The following is a 17,456-nucleotide window of genomic DNA, read 5'->3' on the forward strand; positions in this document are numbered from 1 at the left end:
ACCTGCGACCTTCGGGTTATGAGCCCGACGAGCTACCGAGCTGCTCCATCCCGCGACGATTAGGACGATCAATTGTCAGTGTTGACTGATCTTCTTTGCCCTATTATATAAGTGGTGGAGGCTGACGGGATCGAACCGCCGACCCTCTGCTTGTAAGGCAGATGCTCTCCCAGCTGAGCTAAGCCTCCAGGACCCCTGCGATTGCAGGGTGTTTTGCTAGGTGACCCGTAGGGGATTCGAACCCCTGTATGACAGCGTGAAAGGCTGCTGTGTTAAACCGCTTCACCAACGGGCCATTTCTAAGAAAGTGATGGCGGATGGAGTGGGATTTGAACCCACGAGACGGTTCGACACCGCCTACACGATTTCCAATCGTGCTCCTTCGGCCGCTCGGACATCCATCCGTATATTTGAAGTGGATCAAAGCGATCCGCTTGTTTGCCTTTCAGAATTCATATGTTAGCATGCATTCATCTGAAACGCAAGAACTTTTTAAAAGAAACTTAAAAAGTTCAATGTGACATAACTTTTCTGCTAGGCACAATAGCCATTGTAGCGCGTGGAGCATGTGCTGTCAACGAAAAGTAATGAAAATCTCAACTTTTTTCTCTTTCTCCATCCACGGATGTGAATTACGTATATATCATTACCTGCCCGTAGCAATGTTACTCGCCGAAAACCACTCTTTTTGTCGAGCCAGCTCGTATCTACACTAACAAGAGAACTCACCATATGGACTGCTGGAATGGTATAATTTAACTCAAGACAAGACTGGCGGTGGAAGACCACGGCACAGCTTCCTGTAAAGGGGGTGATGCTGATGGTCTCGCTCGGCACGCTTTACCTTTTCCTAAAAGTACTGGCAACCTTGTTAAGCCTCTGGTTTAGCAGCAGGAAGCTCTACCGATGGATAAGAAAGTGGCGTAACAAGCGAAAACCCACCGCCTAAGGTTGACCGCCTGACGGTGGGTTCGCTGTTTTTGTAATCATGCGCGCCGTGGGTGTGCCACAGCTACTTGTCTCAGGAGCCTTGCCGCTGCAACGGTATTGGCTCCTTTATTTATATGTCGGATCATCAATATCTCTACCAGTAGTTTAACACCCTTTTTCCATTCCATACAACATTAGCAACGATTTACAAGTAGAAAGGATTTGAATTAGATGACCTCAATTCGTCTAGCTACTCCTCAAGACATACCTGCTGTCTGTACGATTGATGCAATGGTACTCGGTTCAACCAGCCGTTCAACTGAACTTCAAGAAGCCATCGAGCAAGGGCATTGCTACTTGGCGTTAATCGACATGAATATCGTCGGTTTTTCCATCATTAATCAATCGTTTTTTAAAAACAGCTTTATTCATCTAATCATTGTTCACCCTCACTATCAGAACCGAGGGGTTGGCGAGGAGATGATGCGCTATCTGGAAACGATCTCCCCTACAGAGAAATTGTTCACTTCTACTAACCTTTCCAACGAAAGAATGCAACGTCTCTGTCTGAAGCTCGGATACACTCATTGCGGAACCCTGACTGACCTAGATCCAGATGATCCTGAAATGTTTTTCTGCAAATACGTTCGCCATCCACTATGATTGATTCCGCTCATAGATCAAACGAAGTCCTTTTAGCGTTAGATTCTGATCCACGACATGGATACAAGAGGTCTCATTTGCAAAAAGTGCTGCCAGCCCTCCCGTAGCAACTACGGTAGGGCGCGTACCATATTCATCCATGATTCTACGTACAATGCCTTCGACCTGACCGACGAACCCATAGAAAATGCCGGCCTGCATCGCCGCTATCGTATTTCGACCGACTACACTTGCAGGCTTGGCGATTTCGATTCGCGGCAGCTTGGCAGCACGAGTGAAGAGGGCCTCAGTCGATATTCCAATGCCGGGAGCAATCGCCCCTCCCCAATACTGCGCCCGCTCGTCCACATAGCAAAAGGTCGTCGCCGTACCAAAATCGACAACAATGAGTGGCGCACCATAATGATGAATCGCAGCAACAGCGTTCACGATTCGATCAGAACCTACCTCTCGCGGATACTCATACTTGATGTTCAGTCCCGTCTTGATACCCGGTCCGATAATCAGCGCTTTTTGTTGCATATACTTCCCGCACATGCGTTCAATCGTGAGGTTTAAAGGCGGCACGACAGACGAGATAATTACGCCTCTCACCTGTTCAAAGCCAAGCCCCACGCTACCAAACAAGCTTTTGACGAGCATGCCGTACTCGTCTTCCGTTTTGTTACGATCTGTGGATACTCTCCAATGGTGTTGGAGCTCGTCGCCTTCATACAAGCCCAACACAATATTGGAGTTGCCTATATCGATCACCAATAACATCGTGGTCGCTCCTTACCGCTTGCGTGTATTCAGATCGAGGCTGATATCAAACGCTTTGACAGAATGAGTCAGCGCCCCTACCGAAATGATATCTACGCCTGTTTTTGCAATGTCACCAATCGTCTCCAGACTCACACCGCCAGATGCCTCAACAATCGCCCGTCCATTGATATACTGCACGGCTTCCACCATTTGATCGAGGGACATATTGTCGAGCATGATCGTATCTGCACCTGCTGCCAATGCTTCCTGAACCTGTTCGAACGATTCAGCCTCTACCTCTACTGTCATCGTATGAGGAATAACCGCGCGTGCCGCTGCGACAGCCTGCGCGATACCGCCCGCTCCTTTGATATGATTGTCCTTGATCATCACGGCATCATACAAGGCAAAACGGTGATTGTAGCCTCCCCCGACTCGAACCGCGTACTTTTCCAAAGCTCTAAGGCCTGGCGTAGTCTTTCTCGTATCGACAACCCGTGCTGTCGTCCCTGCGACGGCCGTTGCGTATTCACTCGTTTTCGTGGCAATCCCAGACAGACGTTGCATTAAGTTAAGTGCAAGCCGCTCCCCGCTCAAAATCGAACGAACCGAGCCACTGACTTCGGCGATCTGTTGACCAACCTCCACTCGTGCTCCTTCTTCTACTTTTGCCTCAAAAACGAGGGTAGAATCAACCGTGGCAAATACTTGCTCTGCAATCGGCAAGCCTGCAACAACTCCCGCTTCCTTCGCATATAAAATGCCGACACCCTGCTCCGATTCAGGAATCGTGCTCATTGTCGTCACATCACCAAATCCTACGTCTTCCTGTAGCCATTCCTCTATTTTTCGCTGAAGCTCCCGTTTATTCCACATCATGCTTCTCACACTCCTCTTGGACACCATCTGCTACGGACTGGATCAAATGCTTGCGCCACAGCAAGTCGTCTTTATTCGGAAAATCAGTACGATAATGCCCACCTCTGCTTTCTTCCCGCAAAAGTGCCGCTCTCGTTGTCAGGACGGCAGCAATAAGCAAATTGAAGAATTCAAACGTTTCCAGGCTCTTAGGCTCGTACTGGTAGTATTGCTCCATTCGCGCAAGCTCTGTTAATGCTTTCGTTAATCCTTTATCGTCGCGCTTTACACTAACATGCCGCAGCATGAGCTTTTGCATTTTCAATCGTTGTTCACGTGTATTGAACGTTTGGGGCAGTTTTTGCTTGGAAACAACCTGGAAGGGATAAATTCTCGGCATATCAGCCAGCTGCTTGATCCGCTCCGCGATCCGGTGACCGAATACAACCGCTTCCGATAACGAGTTGCTGGCCAGTCGATTCGCTCCATGTACCCCTGTGCAGGAAGCTTCCCCGCATGCAAAAAGCCGCTTCGTCGAGGTCTCGCCGTTCAAGTCAGTCTGGACCCCACCCATAATATAATGGCACGCAGGAGCTACTGGAATCCAATCTGTCACCATATTGAGCCCGTATTGTAAGCAAAAATTATAAATCGTCGGAAAACGACGCTTAATAAGCTCCTCCGATTCGTGAGTAATGTCGAGATACACAAACGTAGACTTCGTCTGTTCCATCTCAGAGACAATCGCCCGGGCGACAATATCACGCGGCGCCAGCTCTTTTTGCGGATGGTACTTGTCCATGAAGCGATCACCATTGCTGTTACGCAAAATGGCACCCTCCCCACGAACGGCTTCCGAAATCAAAAAGCGCGGGGCTCCCGGATAGTAAAGCGCAGTCGGATGAAACTGGATAAATTCCACATCTTTAATGCGAGCACCCGCCCGATACGCGATGCCGATTCCATCTGCCGTAGCGATTTGCGGATTCGTCGTGTAACGGTAAAGCTGACCTGCTCCTCCTGTAGCCAGCACCGTTGCTTTGGCTTCCAGGAAAAACAGTTCGCCATCCGGGTTCCGCACGAGGACACCCACGCATTCGCCATCCTGCGTGATGACATCTACTGCAAAATGATATTCCAAAACCTGAATGTTTGGCTGCTCCTTCACACGCTTGGACAAAGCGCGGACGATCTCTGCCCCAGTGGCATCTCCATTCGCATGCAAAATACGTCGTTTGCTATGCGCGCCTTCCTGTGTCAGCTCGTACTGCCCTTGTTCATCGCGGTCAAATTCCGTTCCATATGCAATCAGTTCATGCAAGCGATCAGGGCCTTCATGCACCAGGACTTCCACAGCGTTATATGAGCAAAGACCTGCTCCAGCGATTAACGTATCCTGTCGATGAAGGGCAGGAGAATCTGATTGGGCTGTTACAGCAGCGATTCCTCCCTGAGCCCAGCGTGTGTTACTATCATCGAGTCCCTTCTTGCTGATCAACACCACATCCGCATACTCACTCGTTTGCAACGCCGTATACAACCCAGCAATTCCTGCTCCAATAACAGCTACATCTGCCCTCATCCGAGGTAAGGTGTGCAAATCAAAGTCCACAATATAACGGGGAATCATGACTGTGTCCCTTCTCTCTTGTAACTGATGATTTTCCACCCATTATAGCAAATACACGCTTGAAGGAGATGCAAAAAAAGAGCGCCCGCAAAAGCGAGCACTCCCCTCTATCCGATTAATTCGAATGTGTTACACATTCCCTACACGTGCCATATACCTCGAACTTGTGCCCCGTCACCTGAAACTCTTCCGGTACCGCGGAAATGATATTCATCGGACATCCTGGCAAAGAAGAAGTCTTTCCACATTCTGTACAAATCACATGGTGATGATGGTGTCCATCTGTCGAACAGGCCAAACGGAATCTGCCTTCCCCGTCCAGCTCCGTCTCTTCCAGAATCCCTAGCTCAACAAAAGTGGAAATGTTGCGATAGACGGTATCGAAGCTGAGTGTTGGATACTGCTCCTTGATTCTCTCCATAATATCTTTAGCAGACAAGTATCGCTTCTCGGCCGCGCAGATTCGAATCATCTCCTCCCGCTTGCCGGTATACTTGAAACCATGTTCTTTCAATATTTGCAGCGCTTCTTCTACTTTCATCGACAAACACTCCTTCCTTTTGTCATATCCCGGATAACTATTACCGGAAAGCGACCCGCAGCTTCTTTACACCCAAAACTACCAGCATAACCAGTACTGCCATCAGTACAATTGTACCACCAGATGCCCAATCTAGGAGATAGGCAAAATACAAACCGCTCAACACGGAAAACTCCGCGAACAAAATCGACAAGAAAATCGTTTGACGAAAGCTTTTCGCGATTTGCAGACTGGCAGCTACCGGAAGGGTAATCAGCGCCGAGATTAACAGGACACCGACTATACGCATGGAAGCCGCAATGGTCAGAGCGACGAGCACCATGAACCACAGGTTGATCGAACGCCTTGCCACGCCGGAGACGCGAGCGAATTCCTCGTCGAAGGAGACCGCGAAAAGCTCCTTGTAAATCAACAAAACTGTCCCTAAAACGACAACTGCCACACCAATCAGCGCATACAAGTCTTCGATGGACACTGTTACGATTTTTCCGAACAAGTACGAATACAAGTCTGCATTAAAACCGTCTGCGATACTGATCAATACCGTAAACAACCCAAGTCCCGCGGACAAAATAATCGGAATCGCCAAATCTTGATACGCTTTGTACACCTTACGCAGCCGCTCGATAAACAACGAACCAATCACTGCAAACAACATTCCGAAAAACAGCGGATTGACTGCGGAGAAGAAGGCGACCTTTTTGGAAATGAGCATCCCGGCAGCTACACCGGACAGCGTGACGTGTGACAAGCCATCTGCCATCATCGACAAGCGACGAACAATGAGAAACGTGCCCAAAATAGGGCAAATCAGACCAATTAAAATCCCTGAAAACAGGGTGTACCGCAAAAAGTCATACTGCCACCAATCAGCAAGCATGTGCATATTCCTTCTTTCTTACCTATTTACAAAGCTTAATGATGATGAGACAGCAGTCTGACCGAATCACCGTACATACTTTGCAAGATTTTTTCTTGGTTATGCTCAAAATCGTGCGCCGTTCCGTGGAAGTGAATTTTCTTCTGCACACAAGCCACCTTGGTCACCCATTGCGACATGACTCCCACATCGTGGCTGACGATCATCATCGTCAATCCGTTCTCTTCCTTCAGCGAACGAAGCAAGCTGTAAAATTGATCGATCGATTCCTGATCGACCCCAACTGTTGGCTCATCGAGGATCAACAGCTCCGGTTCAGCTACGAGAGCTCGTGCTATGAATACGCGCTGCAATTGCCCGCCGGACAAGTTGCCGATTCGTTGATCTAGCTTTTCCAACAAGCCGACACGCTCCACCGCAGCCCGTACACTCTCATGATGCTGTTTCGTCAGTCTGCGAAAAAGGCCCACTTTGCCGACCAATCCAGACGACACGACTTCTCGCACCGTCGCCGGAAATCCACCCGCTCCATGCGCGACCTGTTGAGCAACGTATCCAATGCGATTCCATTCACGAAACTTGGATAGTGGTTGCCCGAACAGCTCCACTGTCCCTTTGTTTGGTGTCAACAGACCCAAAATCAGCTTCATCAGCGTAGATTTTCCTGATCCGTTCGGCCCGACAATGCCCACAAAGTCTCCGCGTTCCAGTGTGAATTCAACCTCATCGAGAACCTGTTTGTCTTCATATTGAAAGGAGACGCCTGTGAGCTTAATGACAGGCACCTCTTGTTTATTTGGTTCCATGAAATATCCATCCCTTAAATCGGATTTGTTCTTATTTGATCCCCTTCATCGTACTACGATTTTGCCCGAACCACAAGCATCCTACTAATGAATGAAAAAATGCCGCTTAGCAAGCGACATCTTTTCGAGGGAAAGCTTATTGAAGTGCAGTCTTTAATGTATTCATATTGTCGCGCATGATGGACAAGTAATCACGGCCTGCCTTTACATCGTCTTCCGTCAAACCTTCCAACGGATTGAGCGTAGCCGTCTTCACGCCAGCTTCCTTCGCAATCACTTCTGCTACCTTCGGAGAAACCAGCGTCTCGAACAGCACATACGAAATGTTATGTTCTTTTATATGCTCCACCAAGTTCTTCAACTCAGCCGTGGATGGCTCATCAGAAGGATTGACCCCAGAGATCGATACTTGCTCCAACCCGTAGCGTTTTGCCATATAACTGAATGCGCTATGAGAAACCATGAATTCTTTCTTCGGCGCTTGCGTAACCATATCTTTGAACTCTTTATCCAGCTGCTCCAGGTCTTTTGCTAGTTGTGTGTAGTTCTTTTCGTAATCAGCAGCGTGCACTTGATCCTTTTGCACGAGCGTATTTTTGACCTTCTCTGCCTGTGCCTTCAGTTGCATCGGATCGAGCCATACATGAGGGTCCAGATCCCCATGATCATGCCCTGCTTCTTCTGCGTGACCTTCTTCTGTATGTCCTTCTCCTTCATGCTCATGCTCAGCTGCACTAATCAGCTCGAGACCTTCCGTCGCATTAACGATCGTTGTCTTGTTTTTGTCGAGGTTGGTTACAGCCTTCTCTACCCACAGCTCCAAACCACTGCCGTTATAGGCGAAGATATCTGCTCCAGACAGAGCGACCATGTCTTTTGCAGTTGGCTCGAAGTCATGAGGCTCTACGCCAGCGGGAACCAGATTCGTTACCTCCACGTGTTCACCGCCGATTCGCTTCGCTACATATTCCAAGGGATAAATAGTTGTGTATACTTTTGGCTTCCCGGACGCGTCACTGCCAGTTTGCGGATTACCAGCCGTTTCGTTCGCTGCTCCACATCCCACCAGCCCCACTGCCGTAATGAAACTGAGGGCTGCCAACATAGCTCTTTTCATTTATATTTCCTCCTGCTCCAATTCAAAATGATTCCGATTTACGTTCTCGTCGTTTTTCATTATACGGAGAGGAGCCTAAAAAGTAAATAGGATTTATTCCGATTTAAATATCATAAGTGTGCATCTTCTCTCCCAGCTTCACAATTTCTCCATCTCATTATGATAAAATAACTGGCAGGAGGTATGTCCAAGATGAAACGTAAATCATGGTTAGCCATTACTTTTATCACCGCAGCTCTGCTTACTGCCGGCTGTGGCTCTAATGATCAAGCTGAACAGAATCATAGCGATCACACGCAGCACGCTCCCAATGGTGATTTGCAGGAAATGACTGCTTCCGCTGATCAGCTACCGAAATTTTTAGACAACCAAGACCCTGTCATTATTGGATCCTACAAAGTTGCTGCGGCAAACCGTGAGCTGCTCAAATCCATTCCATGCTATTGTGGTTGTGGTGAAAGTGCTGGACACGGGCATAACGGCAACTGCTTCATCAAAGAAGAAAAGTCTGATGGCTCCATCGTCTGGGATGACCACGGCACTCGTTGCGGCGTATGCATGGAAATCGCTGTTATTTCCGGTAAGATGAAAGAAGAAGGCAAATCTACAAAAGAAATTCGTGACTACATAGACCAAACCTATGGTCAAGGCTACGGAAAACCAACTCCTACTCCGATGCCTTCCTAAACACATATAACAAGACTTCCTGACGAGGAGGTCTTTCTTTTTTCCCTTTTATGGAATAGAATGATACATAGATATTCGATGTATCGAAATCCGAGGTATAAGGAGGTAGTAGCTATTGGCAGTTAACAAAGAGTTGATGAAAGGCAGTACGGTCATTCTCATTCTTACCTTGCTGGAACAAAAGGCGATGTACGGCTATGAGATGATCAAGACGATGGAAACTAGCTCGAACGGTGTGCTGTCCCTCAAGGAAGGCACCCTCTATCCCATTCTCCATACCCTTGAGTCTGAAGGAAAAGTCGAGGCGTTTTGGAGCGAAGGTGAAGGAGAGCGAAAACGCAAATATTATCAAATCACCCGCGAAGGTAAGAAGCATCTCAAAGAGAAAAAACAGGAGTGGGAATCTTTTCGTACCGCTGTTGACTCCGTGTTGGGAGGACAGCCTACATGAGCGAAAACAAGCGAATTGCGCATTACATAAAAGAAGTTTGCGATCAGATCAAAAACAAAGAGGTCCATCCAGCGATTACGCTAGAGTTGGAGAATCATTTCGCCGAAAAGATCGAGGATTATTGTGAGGCTGGATATGGGGAAGATGAAGCGACTCGGATTGCGATTGCGGAGATGGGCGATCCTGTCAATGTAGGGCGTCACCTCCATCAAGCACATAAACCACGGATTGAGTGGAGGATTGTTTCTATTGTTGGAATCCTGCTAGCTATCGGGCTGGTTACCCTGTATTCTCTTCATATTGCGGAAGATAATCGTAATTTGATCGGGAGACAACTGGTCGGAATCATGATCGGAACAGTCGTACTCGTGGCGATTCTCTTTTGGGATTACAGTAAATTAAAGAGATATAGTAAGATTCTGTATTTCGGCACTATGATCTTACTCCTATATACACTACTCGCAGGCAGACCTATAGCCGGTATCCAGTATCTGAACATCGGAGATTCTCCACTCCATTTCATTGGAATCAGTCCCTTCCTGTTCATCGTAGCCCTCGCAGGAATTTTCACAGAGTGGAAGGAGCAGCTACCTTATGGGGACAAGGCTTCGGTGCCTCTCTAGATGCATTGCCCGCCCTTGAACCTGACTATATTTTTGCCTACATGGTGTATATCTTTGGACCAATTGTAGGGATAGCCTTTTTCATTCTGGGCGTTATGCTGTTGCTTCGTTTGCTCCATGCCATCAGAAGAGTAAAAGATGTATACGGATCCTTGCTGTTATCCGGTATGATTGTACTCTTTTTCACGCCGTTTTTCTGGAGTATTTTCATGACTGTCGGTCTAGCTCCCCCTATAACTGTGAATCTACCATTCGTTGGCTTTGGAATCGTGCATACCGTATTGCAAATGGCCTTGATGGGACTCGTTCTGAACATTTACCGACGAAAAGACATCCAGCCTTTGATCAAAGCCTCCTAATAGAAAAAGGGAGTAAAGCCCCTGCGCTCTACTCCCTTTTTGCATTTTATTAGACTGCCCCTTAAGCAGGCGCTACCGCAAGCATGCGCTCCAACGAAGCACGTGCCGCATCAGCAACATCTGTTGGCACAAAAATCTCCGGCTTCATATTCTCCAGCGCCTCGACGCACTTCTTCAGGTTGTTCACCTTCATATTCGGGCAAACGAGGTACTTGGAAGCGAAAATGAACGTTTTGTCCGGGCTGTCCTTTTCCAGCATGTAGCGTGTGCCGTCTTCCGTTCCGATAATAAACTCTTTGTGCGAAGACTCACGGCAGTATTTCAAAATTCCGGTCGTGGAACCAACGTAGTCAGCCAGGGATACCACTTCTGGGCGGCATTCCGGATGAACGACAACCACTGCCTCTGGGTGCTGCTGCTTCAACGTCATGATGTCTTCTACAGACAGTTGGTCATGCGTATTGCAGTACCCTTCCCAAATAATCATTTTCTTGTCCGTGAATTGGGATACATAGTGGCCGAGGTTTTTGTCCGGCACCCAAATGATCTCATCGCTGTCGATCGACTCGATCACGCGCTTCGCGTTGGACGACGTACAACAGATGTAAGTTTCTGCTTTGACATCCGCAGAAGTATTGATGTAAGCCACTACTTTTGCATTTGGATGCTGTGCCTTGAGCTTGCGGAGCCCGTCTACGTTCACCATGTCCGCCATCGGACAGCCAGCTCGTTCGTCGGGGATAATGACGGTCTTCTGGGGATTGAGAATTTTTGCACTTTCTCCCATAAAGTGAACCCCACAGAACAAAATCACATCGGCATCCGTTTCTTTCGCTTTCTGCGCCAATCCAAAGGAATCTCCAATGAAGTCAGCGACCTCCTGAATCTCGGGACGTTGGTAAAAGTGAGCAAGAATGATGGCATTACGCTCTTTCTTCAGCTGCAGCAGTCGTTCACGTAACTCAGCGTTGCGCTGGGCTTTTTTTTCTAACGCTAAAGCGTCCATGGAAAAAATCCCCCTACGGTGGTGTCATAATTTACGGTCATTGTAAGCGTATAACCTCACCTTGTCAACGTGGTACATTTTGAACGAAAAAAGCAGAAGCCAGCCTGTACAGACACAGTTTCTGCTTTTTCATTCTCTTATTCGCCCTTTACTCCGAGAACACGCTCCCGAATAAAGCGGGCAACGCCTTCCTCATTATGGTGCGGGGCGATATATTTGGCAACCTGCTTGATTTCGTCAGAAGCGTTTTCCATCGCGACGGAATATCCTGCGCCTGTTAATGCCTCACGATCATTTTCTGCATCGCCAAATGCCATTACTTTCTCTGGGGAGATTCCCCATTTCTCACAGAAGTATTGAAGCCCTTCCCATTTGGAAACCCCTTGAGGAATCACCTCGACGTTCTGCTTTCCGGATGAAGTGATAGTCACTTGCCCGCTCCATGGCTTCAGCTGCGCTTTCACCCACTCCAGACGATCCGGGTCATGATGCCAGATGAAGAACTTGACGATTTCTACTTCCCCGGACTCTACTTTTTCCAACATCTCTGCCAATGGCACTACATGAGCGAGCCTGTAGTAAGGAAAATTCAAGATCGAGAATCCTTCCACTGATGCGTCCTCACTCAAGGTCGCTTCCAAACGTTCACGGTCTTCTTTGATCATCCAGCGATTGCTGTTGGTATCATGAAGCTCATAATAAATCGTTTCTTGCCTCAGTGCATGGATCGCACCAATTACCATCTCAGTAGGAAGGAGCGATCCACGGACCAGCGTGCCATCCCCTTCGAAAACAGCGGCCCCATTGCTACAGACATACCCGTCAAAAGGAAAGGAATCGATCGGAATTTGAGCGGAGCCATACATTCTGCCCGTAGACAAAACGAGTTTGCAGCCTTGCTGTTGCAATTGGCGAAGTGCTTCTTTCGTTCCTTCTGTCAGCTTTGATTCGTGAGTCAGTAAGGTTCCATCCATGTCAAATGCAGCCATGCCCGGTGTAAGCAACATATCCAATCCCTCTCATTCGCTTTAGAGTTGAGTCACTATAGTGGAGGAGAAGAAAAAGCACAGTTTTCTTCGACTCTGACACGCCAGCAAGGGGGATTCACTGGCCGTCTCCACTTAAAAAAGGGGACCGTCGAGCCAAAGCCACCCTACGGGCGGAAGTTTCTCAAAGAAGAAGTGTTCGACAAGCGTGGTCCCCTTTTTAAAGTTCCGACTGGGTTGGCGTTGTCAAGGTCTACGAGCCCTGTGCTTTTTCTTCTCACTAGCTTATTTGGTTCATCGGTACCTTTTAAAAACTTAACCTAATACTTTCCGATATTGCAAAAAAGGGCACCTGAGGCGCCCCTTATTGTTTCGGTTCTTCGTTTGTATCTTCTTGCTTTGGTTCTTCTTTTACTTCTTCTTTTACTTCTTCCAGCTTCGGTTGAATGTTCACGACCACATCTTTACTTGCATCTGGATCGTTATCCATTTTACCTGTTTCGATCAATTGCTTGATCTGCTCAGCATCGAGAGTCTCTACACGGAGCAGCGTGTTTGCAATCAGATCGAGCTGATCACGGTGCGTCGTCAGCAATTCTGTACATTTTGCGTAGCACTCGTGGATAATATTTTGCATTTCCTGATCGATTTCGTATGCAATCTGATCGGAGTAGTTACGCTCATTGCCATAGTCGCGGCCCAGGAATACCTGTCCTTGACTCTTACCGAACTGCATAGGACCGAGCTTGCTCATTCCGTATTCGGTAATCATGCTGCGAGCGATAGCAGTCGCGCGCTGGAAGTCATTATGTGCGCCGGTACTAATGTCCCCAAGCACTATTTCCTCCGCAACACGTCCACCCAACAGACCGACGATTTTGTCGAGCAGGTCCGTTTTGGTAGCAAAGAAACGGTCTTCTTTCGGCAGCATCACTGTGTATCCGCCAGCTTGGCCGCGCGGAATGATTGTTACCTTATGTACCATTTCTGCATTTCTCAGGTGGTATCCGATGATCGTATGACCTGCTTCGTGGAAGGCAACCAGGCGTCGTTCGTCTTCGCTCACTACGCGAGACTTCTTCGCTGGACCTGCAATCACGCGGTCAATCGCTTCATCTACCTCAGTCATGTTGATTTGCTTTTTGTTTCTGCGGGCAGTCAAGAGAGCCGCTTCATTCAGCAAGTTCTCCAAATCTGCGCCCGTGAAGCCCGATGTACCACGAGCAATCACTTCCAGCTTCACGTCTTCGCCAATCGGCTTGTTGCGGGCATGAACCTTAAGCACCGCTTCACGGCCTTTGATATCAGGACGATCAACTGTAATTTGACGGTCAAAACGTCCCGGACGCAAGAGAGCCGGGTCGAGAATGTCAGGTCGGTTGGTCGCAGCAATCATGATGATTCCTTCGTTTCCACCAAAACCATCCATCTCTACGAGCAACTGGTTGAGAGTTTGCTCGCGTTCGTCGTGGCCGCCGCCGAGTCCAGCTCCGCGTTGACGACCCACGGCGTCAATCTCGTCAATAAAGATAATGCAAGGAGCATTTTTCTTCGCATTTTCGAACAGGTCACGTACGCGGGATGCACCCACCCCAACGAACATTTCCACGAAGTCAGAACCGGAGATACTGAAGAACGGTACACCAGCTTCGCCTGCAACAGCGCGAGCAAGCAAGGTTTTACCTGTACCCGGAGGTCCTACGAGCAGTACCCCTTTTGGAATACGAGCGCCAACCGCATTGAACTTACGGTTGTCTTTCAGGAAATCAACGACTTCCTCCAGCTCCGCCTTTTCTTCGTCTGCTCCTGCTACATCGTCAAATGTAACGCGTTTCTTCTCTTCGTTGTAAAGCTTCGCGCGGCTTTTACCGAAGTTCATTACTCGGCTTCCGCCACCTTGCGCGTTGTTCAGAAGAAAGAAAAACAGGATGAAGATGATGACAAATGGAATGATAGAGGTCAAGAACGTGAGCCAAATGCTATTGCCCTCCGCAGGATTGAACGCTACATTCTTCATCTTTTGCGCATCGATTTTCTCTTCGACTAGCTTAACAACATCTGAGTCATACAAAGGAACATTGGTAAAAAATTTGTTGCTTTCCTGTCCCGGAATAGCTTTTGCCAACGTACCCTCGACCCTGTAAGTACCATTCTCTGGTCGAAGCGCCAACTCAGTGACGTTGTCAGCTTTTAGCTGTACCCGGAATTCCTGATATGTAAGTTTCCCAACCTTATCAGTACCGGAGAGGATGAAATTCACGATCCCGACCGTGACAAGAAAAATCAGTAGGTAGAACCCGGTATTACGAAAAAAGCGATTCATTCCTTACCTCCTCTCACGAACAGACACTTTTCACATTTTATCATAGAAAGCACGGTCTCCACAACAAACCTACTTTGTGTAGACCTCAGGTTTCAATACGCCGATATAAGGCAAGTTACGATAATGCTCGGAGTAATCCAAGCCGTATCCCACAACGAATTCGTCTGGAACATCGTATCCCTTATAGTCCGGTGAAATATCCACCTTGCGACGCTCTGGTTTGTTCAAGAGAGTCACCACTTTTACGGAAGCAGCTTCCCGATGGCGCAACAGCTCTACCAAGCGGCTCAGCGTCAGACCGCTATCCATGATGTCTTCTACAACCAGCACGTGTCTGTTTTGCACAGATGTATCGAGATCCTTCAAGATTTTCACCATGCCAGAGGACTCTGTTCCACTTCCGTAGCTGGAAACAGCCATGAAATCCATTTCGCACGGAATATCCATGTGACGGATCAGATCAGCCATGAAAACGACTGCGCCTTTCAGCACGCAGATGACCAACGGATTTTTATCCTTGTATTCTGCAGCCAGCGTCTTGCCTAATTCTTGAACTTTTACCGCAATATCCTCTTCTGATAGCAAAATCTTCTCGATGTCTTGATTCATGAAAAAACCTCCCGCCAATCTTCTCCAAACTCTACCCGCACGTGTAGAAAACGCCTGGTCTGTCCATTAACAGGCGCTACGGCGGAACGGCGCACACCTGGTACCAAAATCACCTCATCGCCCGCCGTCAAAAGCGGAAGTTTGTCACGCCATGCTCGCGGAACTTTGGCATCAATCAATAAATCCTTCAGCTTCTTTCCATCTGCTGAGCCAAACAGGGTGATGCGGTCTCCAGGTTTTCGGTTACGCAAATACAGCGATCCTAGCAACTGATCGGCATCAAAGACCGCTTCATTCGCCGGAAGTCGCTCCCAATCCATGGGACCTTCCAGGTAAGTAATATGTACCGTGGCCTTACTCTCGTCGATCCAGGTTACACCGGGAACGGCGAGCTCGTAACTATACGTATGTATACGATCCTGTCGCTTCCTACGACGAAAATTGATTCGCTCGTACACCCGGTCGACTACCAGGTCATTCGGCAAATGCAATTCCGCAGAAGGGCGACTTCCCCCTAGCATGTGCAAAACGGTCTCCACATGTTGCGAAGACCATTCGGTATGTTTTGAGAGATAACTTAATATTAGAGTAATCATTCTCCTTTGTAAAGCAACGTCACAAGTTTGAAACTTGTCATTGTCCATCAAAAATGCTTCTGGTTTTTTCTCAATGGTTACCTCTTTCAACTGCTCCCGTGCCAGCCTCATTAAAAGCGCTTCGTCCTGACGGATTGCCTCCGCAGTAGCCAAGATATGCTCTCGATACTTGTCATTCACTTTTTCCAATAAGGGCATGACATCCAGACGCAGCAGATTGCGCGTATACTTGCGCGATTGGTTGCTGCTATCCTCACGGGGGACGAGTTGATGTTCCCGACAGTAGCCTTCCAGTTCTTGACGCGTTTTATGCAAGAGCGGACGCACGAGCTCAATCGGGCAATCCGCAAGCATTCTTCGCTTCGGCATCCCTGTCAGTCCATGCAACCTGCTGCCTCGCACAAAACGAAAGAGAATCGTTTCTACCTGATCGTCAGCATGATGGGCCAATGCCAGCTTGGTCCCTCCTTGCGCCAGACCTACCTCTCGATACAGCCGATAGCGAATGTCGCGACTTGCTTCTTGCCCACCCAGTCCCGTTTTCTCCATATAAGCGGGAACGTCATACTCAAACAGGTGGAAAGCCACGCCGAGTTCACGACAGAGCTCTTCTGCAAAGAGCGCGTCCTGCCTTGCTTCTTCCCCACGAAAGCCGTGGTTCAGATGGACAGCATGCAGCTTCCAATGATACTGGTATTGTTTATTGAGAGAAGCCAATATATGCAACAGTGCGGTAGAATCGTTGCCGCCGGAAATTCCGACAACAATGGTCTCACCTGGAAGCAAAAGCCCCTCGGACTCAATCTTGTTGCGCACGCTTGCCAGCATAGCGGGCTCCTTTCCAAATCGTCAGAACCGAAATTCCAAATATAAGTCCAGAAGCAATCGCGCCGGCCACCATCAATGTCTTGGTCGCCAAAGTAATCCCTCCGACATAATCATTATTCACGAAGGCAAGCATGGCTTTGTAAGCCAACGATCCCGGTACCAGTGGAATAATGCCCGCGACGCTAAAATTCGTAGAAGGAACTCGCAGTATAATAGATAAGAGCTGACTGAGCAAAGAGACAGCAGCAGCTGAAACAAACGTCGACAACAAGACCTCTGCACCGTAGATAGGAAGAATGGAGTAGAAGAGAAAACCGACCACTCCGGCGAAACCACCCGCTACGATTGTTCGAACCGGCACATTGAACAGCACACACCACGCTACTGAAGAGGCGAAGCTAAGCGCCAATCCTTGTAACAACATCGTACTCACCTCGTAAACGAAAGAATAATGGCCGTGGCTACCGCTACGGAGACAGCTGTCAGCATGGCTTCTACTCCGCGTGAAACACCTGCAACCAAATCACCAGCCATCAAATCCCGAAGCGAGTTGGTGATGGCGATCCCCGGAAACAATGGAAGCATCGCACCAATAATAATGATGCTTAAATGCAGCTGCGGAAAGATCGTCACGCTCAACAAGGCGAAAAGCCCCCCTAGTAAAGCGGCAGAGAACTCCGTAAAAAACTTCATCCGGACAAACTGTTCTAAATATTCCTGGCTCAGGTTCACAATCAACCCGGCCATCGCAGAAGGAATCAGACTGCCCCAATCTCCCCCTGCAAGCATAGAAAAGGAGCCGCTGGCCGTAGCGGCTGG

Annotated in this window: 19 protein-coding genes and 3 tRNA genes; 5 read left to right on the plus strand and 17 right to left on the minus strand. The window is 48.4% G+C overall.

What is annotated here, in order from left to right:
* Positions 1-112 precede the first annotated feature (112 nt).
* From PMI05_RS29315 to PMI05_RS29325, 3 genes are all read right to left on the minus strand, one after another.
* Positions 113-188 (minus strand) — tRNA-Val (locus PMI05_RS29315).
* Between the two features lie 33 nt (positions 189-221).
* A tRNA-Glu gene (locus tag PMI05_RS29320) sits at positions 222-295 on the minus strand.
* A 16-nt stretch (positions 296-311) separates the two neighbouring features.
* Positions 312-404, minus strand: a tRNA-Ser gene (locus PMI05_RS29325).
* A 757-nt stretch (positions 405-1,161) separates the two neighbouring features.
* On the opposite strand from PMI05_RS29325, the gene PMI05_RS29330 reads away from it, so the two are divergent.
* Entirely contained in the window at positions 1,162-1,593 is a 432-nt protein-coding gene (locus PMI05_RS29330) for a GNAT family N-acetyltransferase (protein ID WP_007729927.1), read from the plus strand.
* Here the strand turns inward: PMI05_RS29330 and PMI05_RS29335 are convergent.
* From PMI05_RS29335 to PMI05_RS29365, 7 genes are all read right to left on the minus strand, one after another.
* A complete protein-coding gene (locus PMI05_RS29335; RefSeq protein ID WP_007729930.1) occupies positions 1,588-2,355 on the minus strand; it encodes a type III pantothenate kinase in 768 nt (255 codons plus the stop codon). The two genes, PMI05_RS29330 and PMI05_RS29335, sit on opposite strands and share 6 nt — an antisense overlap.
* A 12-nt stretch (positions 2,356-2,367) precedes the next feature.
* Complete coding sequence (gene nadC, locus PMI05_RS29340; RefSeq protein ID WP_007729933.1) at positions 2,368-3,216, minus strand: carboxylating nicotinate-nucleotide diphosphorylase; 849 nt, start codon at positions 3,214-3,216, stop codon at positions 2,368-2,370.
* Positions 3,203-4,825 (minus strand): L-aspartate oxidase, encoded by a 1,623-nt coding sequence (nadB, locus tag PMI05_RS29345; RefSeq protein ID WP_007729936.1) that lies wholly within the window; start codon positions 4,823-4,825, stop codon positions 3,203-3,205. Before nadB ends, nadC begins: the two co-directional genes overlap by 14 nt.
* Positions 4,826-4,940: 115 nt before the next feature.
* A complete protein-coding gene (locus tag PMI05_RS29350) occupies positions 4,941-5,366 on the minus strand; it encodes a Fur family transcriptional regulator (RefSeq protein WP_007729938.1) in 426 nt (141 codons plus the stop codon).
* 40 nt (positions 5,367-5,406) lie between these two features.
* Positions 5,407-6,246, minus strand: coding sequence for a metal ABC transporter permease (locus tag PMI05_RS29355; protein WP_007729939.1), 840 nt, complete (start codon positions 6,244-6,246; stop codon positions 5,407-5,409).
* A gap of 35 nt (positions 6,247-6,281) precedes the next feature.
* A complete protein-coding gene (locus PMI05_RS29360; protein WP_007729940.1) occupies positions 6,282-7,052 on the minus strand; it encodes a metal ABC transporter ATP-binding protein in 771 nt (256 codons plus the stop codon).
* A gap of 136 nt (positions 7,053-7,188) precedes the next feature.
* Entirely contained in the window at positions 7,189-8,169 is a 981-nt protein-coding gene (locus PMI05_RS29365) for a metal ABC transporter substrate-binding protein (protein ID WP_007729941.1), read from the minus strand.
* Positions 8,170-8,361: 192 nt separating this feature from the next.
* On the opposite strand from PMI05_RS29365, the gene PMI05_RS29370 reads away from it, so the two are divergent.
* From PMI05_RS29370 to PMI05_RS29385, 4 genes are all read left to right on the plus strand, one after another.
* On the plus strand, positions 8,362-8,856 hold the full coding sequence (locus PMI05_RS29370; RefSeq protein WP_007729942.1) for a PCYCGC domain-containing protein: 495 nt from the start codon (positions 8,362-8,364) through the stop codon (positions 8,854-8,856).
* Positions 8,857-8,971: 115 nt separating this feature from the next.
* Positions 8,972-9,307, plus strand: a complete 336-nt coding sequence (locus tag PMI05_RS29375) for a PadR family transcriptional regulator (RefSeq protein ID WP_007729943.1) — start codon at positions 8,972-8,974, stop codon at positions 9,305-9,307.
* Positions 9,304-9,930: a permease prefix domain 1-containing protein gene (locus PMI05_RS30855; RefSeq protein WP_007729944.1), complete on the plus strand. Its 627-nt coding sequence runs from the start codon at positions 9,304-9,306 to the stop codon at positions 9,928-9,930. Before PMI05_RS29375 ends, PMI05_RS30855 begins: the two co-directional genes overlap by 4 nt.
* On the plus strand, positions 9,882-10,289 hold the full coding sequence (locus PMI05_RS29385) for an FtsW/RodA/SpoVE family cell cycle protein (protein ID WP_007729945.1): 408 nt from the start codon (positions 9,882-9,884) through the stop codon (positions 10,287-10,289). The genes PMI05_RS30855 and PMI05_RS29385 overlap by 49 nt, the downstream gene beginning before the upstream one ends.
* A 61-nt stretch (positions 10,290-10,350) precedes the next feature.
* On the opposite strand, the gene nadA is transcribed toward PMI05_RS29385, so the two are convergent.
* From nadA to PMI05_RS29420, 7 genes are all read right to left on the minus strand, one after another.
* The gene (nadA, locus tag PMI05_RS29390) at positions 10,351-11,295 is read right to left on the minus strand and encodes a quinolinate synthase NadA (protein WP_007729946.1); all 945 of its coding nucleotides are present in this window, start codon (positions 11,293-11,295) and stop codon (positions 10,351-10,353) included.
* Positions 11,296-11,432: 137 nt separating this feature from the next.
* A complete protein-coding gene (locus tag PMI05_RS29395) occupies positions 11,433-12,302 on the minus strand; it encodes a Cof-type HAD-IIB family hydrolase (RefSeq protein ID WP_007729949.1) in 870 nt (289 codons plus the stop codon).
* 343 nt (positions 12,303-12,645) lie between these two features.
* Positions 12,646-14,604: an ATP-dependent zinc metalloprotease FtsH gene (gene ftsH / locus PMI05_RS29400; RefSeq protein WP_007729957.1), complete on the minus strand. Its 1,959-nt coding sequence runs from the start codon at positions 14,602-14,604 to the stop codon at positions 12,646-12,648.
* 69 nt (positions 14,605-14,673) lie between these two features.
* Positions 14,674-15,213 carry a hypoxanthine phosphoribosyltransferase gene (gene hpt / locus PMI05_RS29405; protein WP_007729960.1) on the minus strand — a complete coding sequence of 180 codons (540 nt, stop codon included), beginning with the start codon at positions 15,211-15,213 and terminating at the stop codon, positions 14,674-14,676.
* Positions 15,210-16,637: a tRNA lysidine(34) synthetase TilS gene (gene tilS / locus PMI05_RS29410; protein ID WP_007729963.1), complete on the minus strand. Its 1,428-nt coding sequence runs from the start codon at positions 16,635-16,637 to the stop codon at positions 15,210-15,212. Before tilS ends, hpt begins: the two co-directional genes overlap by 4 nt.
* Complete coding sequence (locus PMI05_RS29415; RefSeq protein ID WP_007729966.1) at positions 16,609-17,061, minus strand: threonine/serine exporter family protein; 453 nt, start codon at positions 17,059-17,061, stop codon at positions 16,609-16,611. Before PMI05_RS29415 ends, tilS begins: the two co-directional genes overlap by 29 nt.
* Positions 17,062-17,066: 5 nt before the next feature.
* A partial coding sequence (locus tag PMI05_RS29420; protein WP_007729968.1) for a threonine/serine exporter family protein occupies positions 17,067-17,456 on the minus strand: 390 nt, incomplete at its 5' end.

Origin of the sequence: Brevibacillus sp. BC25, from assembly GCF_000282075.1 — a bacterium.
Taxonomy (GTDB): domain Bacteria; phylum Bacillota; class Bacilli; order Brevibacillales; family Brevibacillaceae; genus Brevibacillus.

What these genes read in the sequence shown, in the direction of transcription:
- nadA (WP_007729946.1), bottom strand. Translation starts at nt 11,295, where the DNA reads ATGGACGCTTTAGCGTTAGAAAAAAAAGCCCAGCGCAACGCTGAGTTA.
- nadB (WP_007729936.1), bottom strand. Translation starts at nt 4,825, where the DNA reads ATGATTCCCCGTTATATTGTGGACTTTGATTTGCACACCTTACCTCGG.
- PMI05_RS29360 (WP_007729940.1), bottom strand. Translation starts at nt 7,052, where the DNA reads ATGGAACCAAATAAACAAGAGGTGCCTGTCATTAAGCTCACAGGCGTC.
- ftsH (WP_007729957.1), bottom strand. Translation starts at nt 14,604, where the DNA reads ATGAATCGCTTTTTTCGTAATACCGGGTTCTACCTACTGATTTTTCTT.
- PMI05_RS29355 (WP_007729939.1), bottom strand. Translation starts at nt 6,246, where the DNA reads ATGCTTGCTGATTGGTGGCAGTATGACTTTTTGCGGTACACCCTGTTT.
- hpt (WP_007729960.1), bottom strand. Translation starts at nt 15,213, where the DNA reads ATGAATCAAGACATCGAGAAGATTTTGCTATCAGAAGAGGATATTGCG.
- PMI05_RS29335 (WP_007729930.1), bottom strand. Translation starts at nt 2,355, where the DNA reads ATGTTATTGGTGATCGATATAGGCAACTCCAATATTGTGTTGGGCTTG.
- PMI05_RS29365 (WP_007729941.1), bottom strand. Translation starts at nt 8,169, where the DNA reads ATGAAAAGAGCTATGTTGGCAGCCCTCAGTTTCATTACGGCAGTGGGG.
- tilS (WP_007729963.1), bottom strand. Translation starts at nt 16,637, where the DNA reads ATGCTGGCAAGCGTGCGCAACAAGATTGAGTCCGAGGGGCTTTTGCTT.
- PMI05_RS29415 (WP_007729966.1), bottom strand. Translation starts at nt 17,061, where the DNA reads ATGTTGTTACAAGGATTGGCGCTTAGCTTCGCCTCTTCAGTAGCGTGG.
- PMI05_RS29395 (WP_007729949.1), bottom strand. Translation starts at nt 12,302, where the DNA reads ATGTTGCTTACACCGGGCATGGCTGCATTTGACATGGATGGAACCTTA.
- PMI05_RS29330 (WP_007729927.1), top strand. Translation starts at nt 1,162, where the DNA reads ATGACCTCAATTCGTCTAGCTACTCCTCAAGACATACCTGCTGTCTGT.
- PMI05_RS30855 (WP_007729944.1), top strand. Translation starts at nt 9,304, where the DNA reads ATGAGCGAAAACAAGCGAATTGCGCATTACATAAAAGAAGTTTGCGAT.
- nadC (WP_007729933.1), bottom strand. Translation starts at nt 3,216, where the DNA reads ATGATGTGGAATAAACGGGAGCTTCAGCGAAAAATAGAGGAATGGCTA.
- PMI05_RS29350 (WP_007729938.1), bottom strand. Translation starts at nt 5,366, where the DNA reads ATGAAAGTAGAAGAAGCGCTGCAAATATTGAAAGAACATGGTTTCAAG.
- PMI05_RS29370 (WP_007729942.1), top strand. Translation starts at nt 8,362, where the DNA reads ATGAAACGTAAATCATGGTTAGCCATTACTTTTATCACCGCAGCTCTG.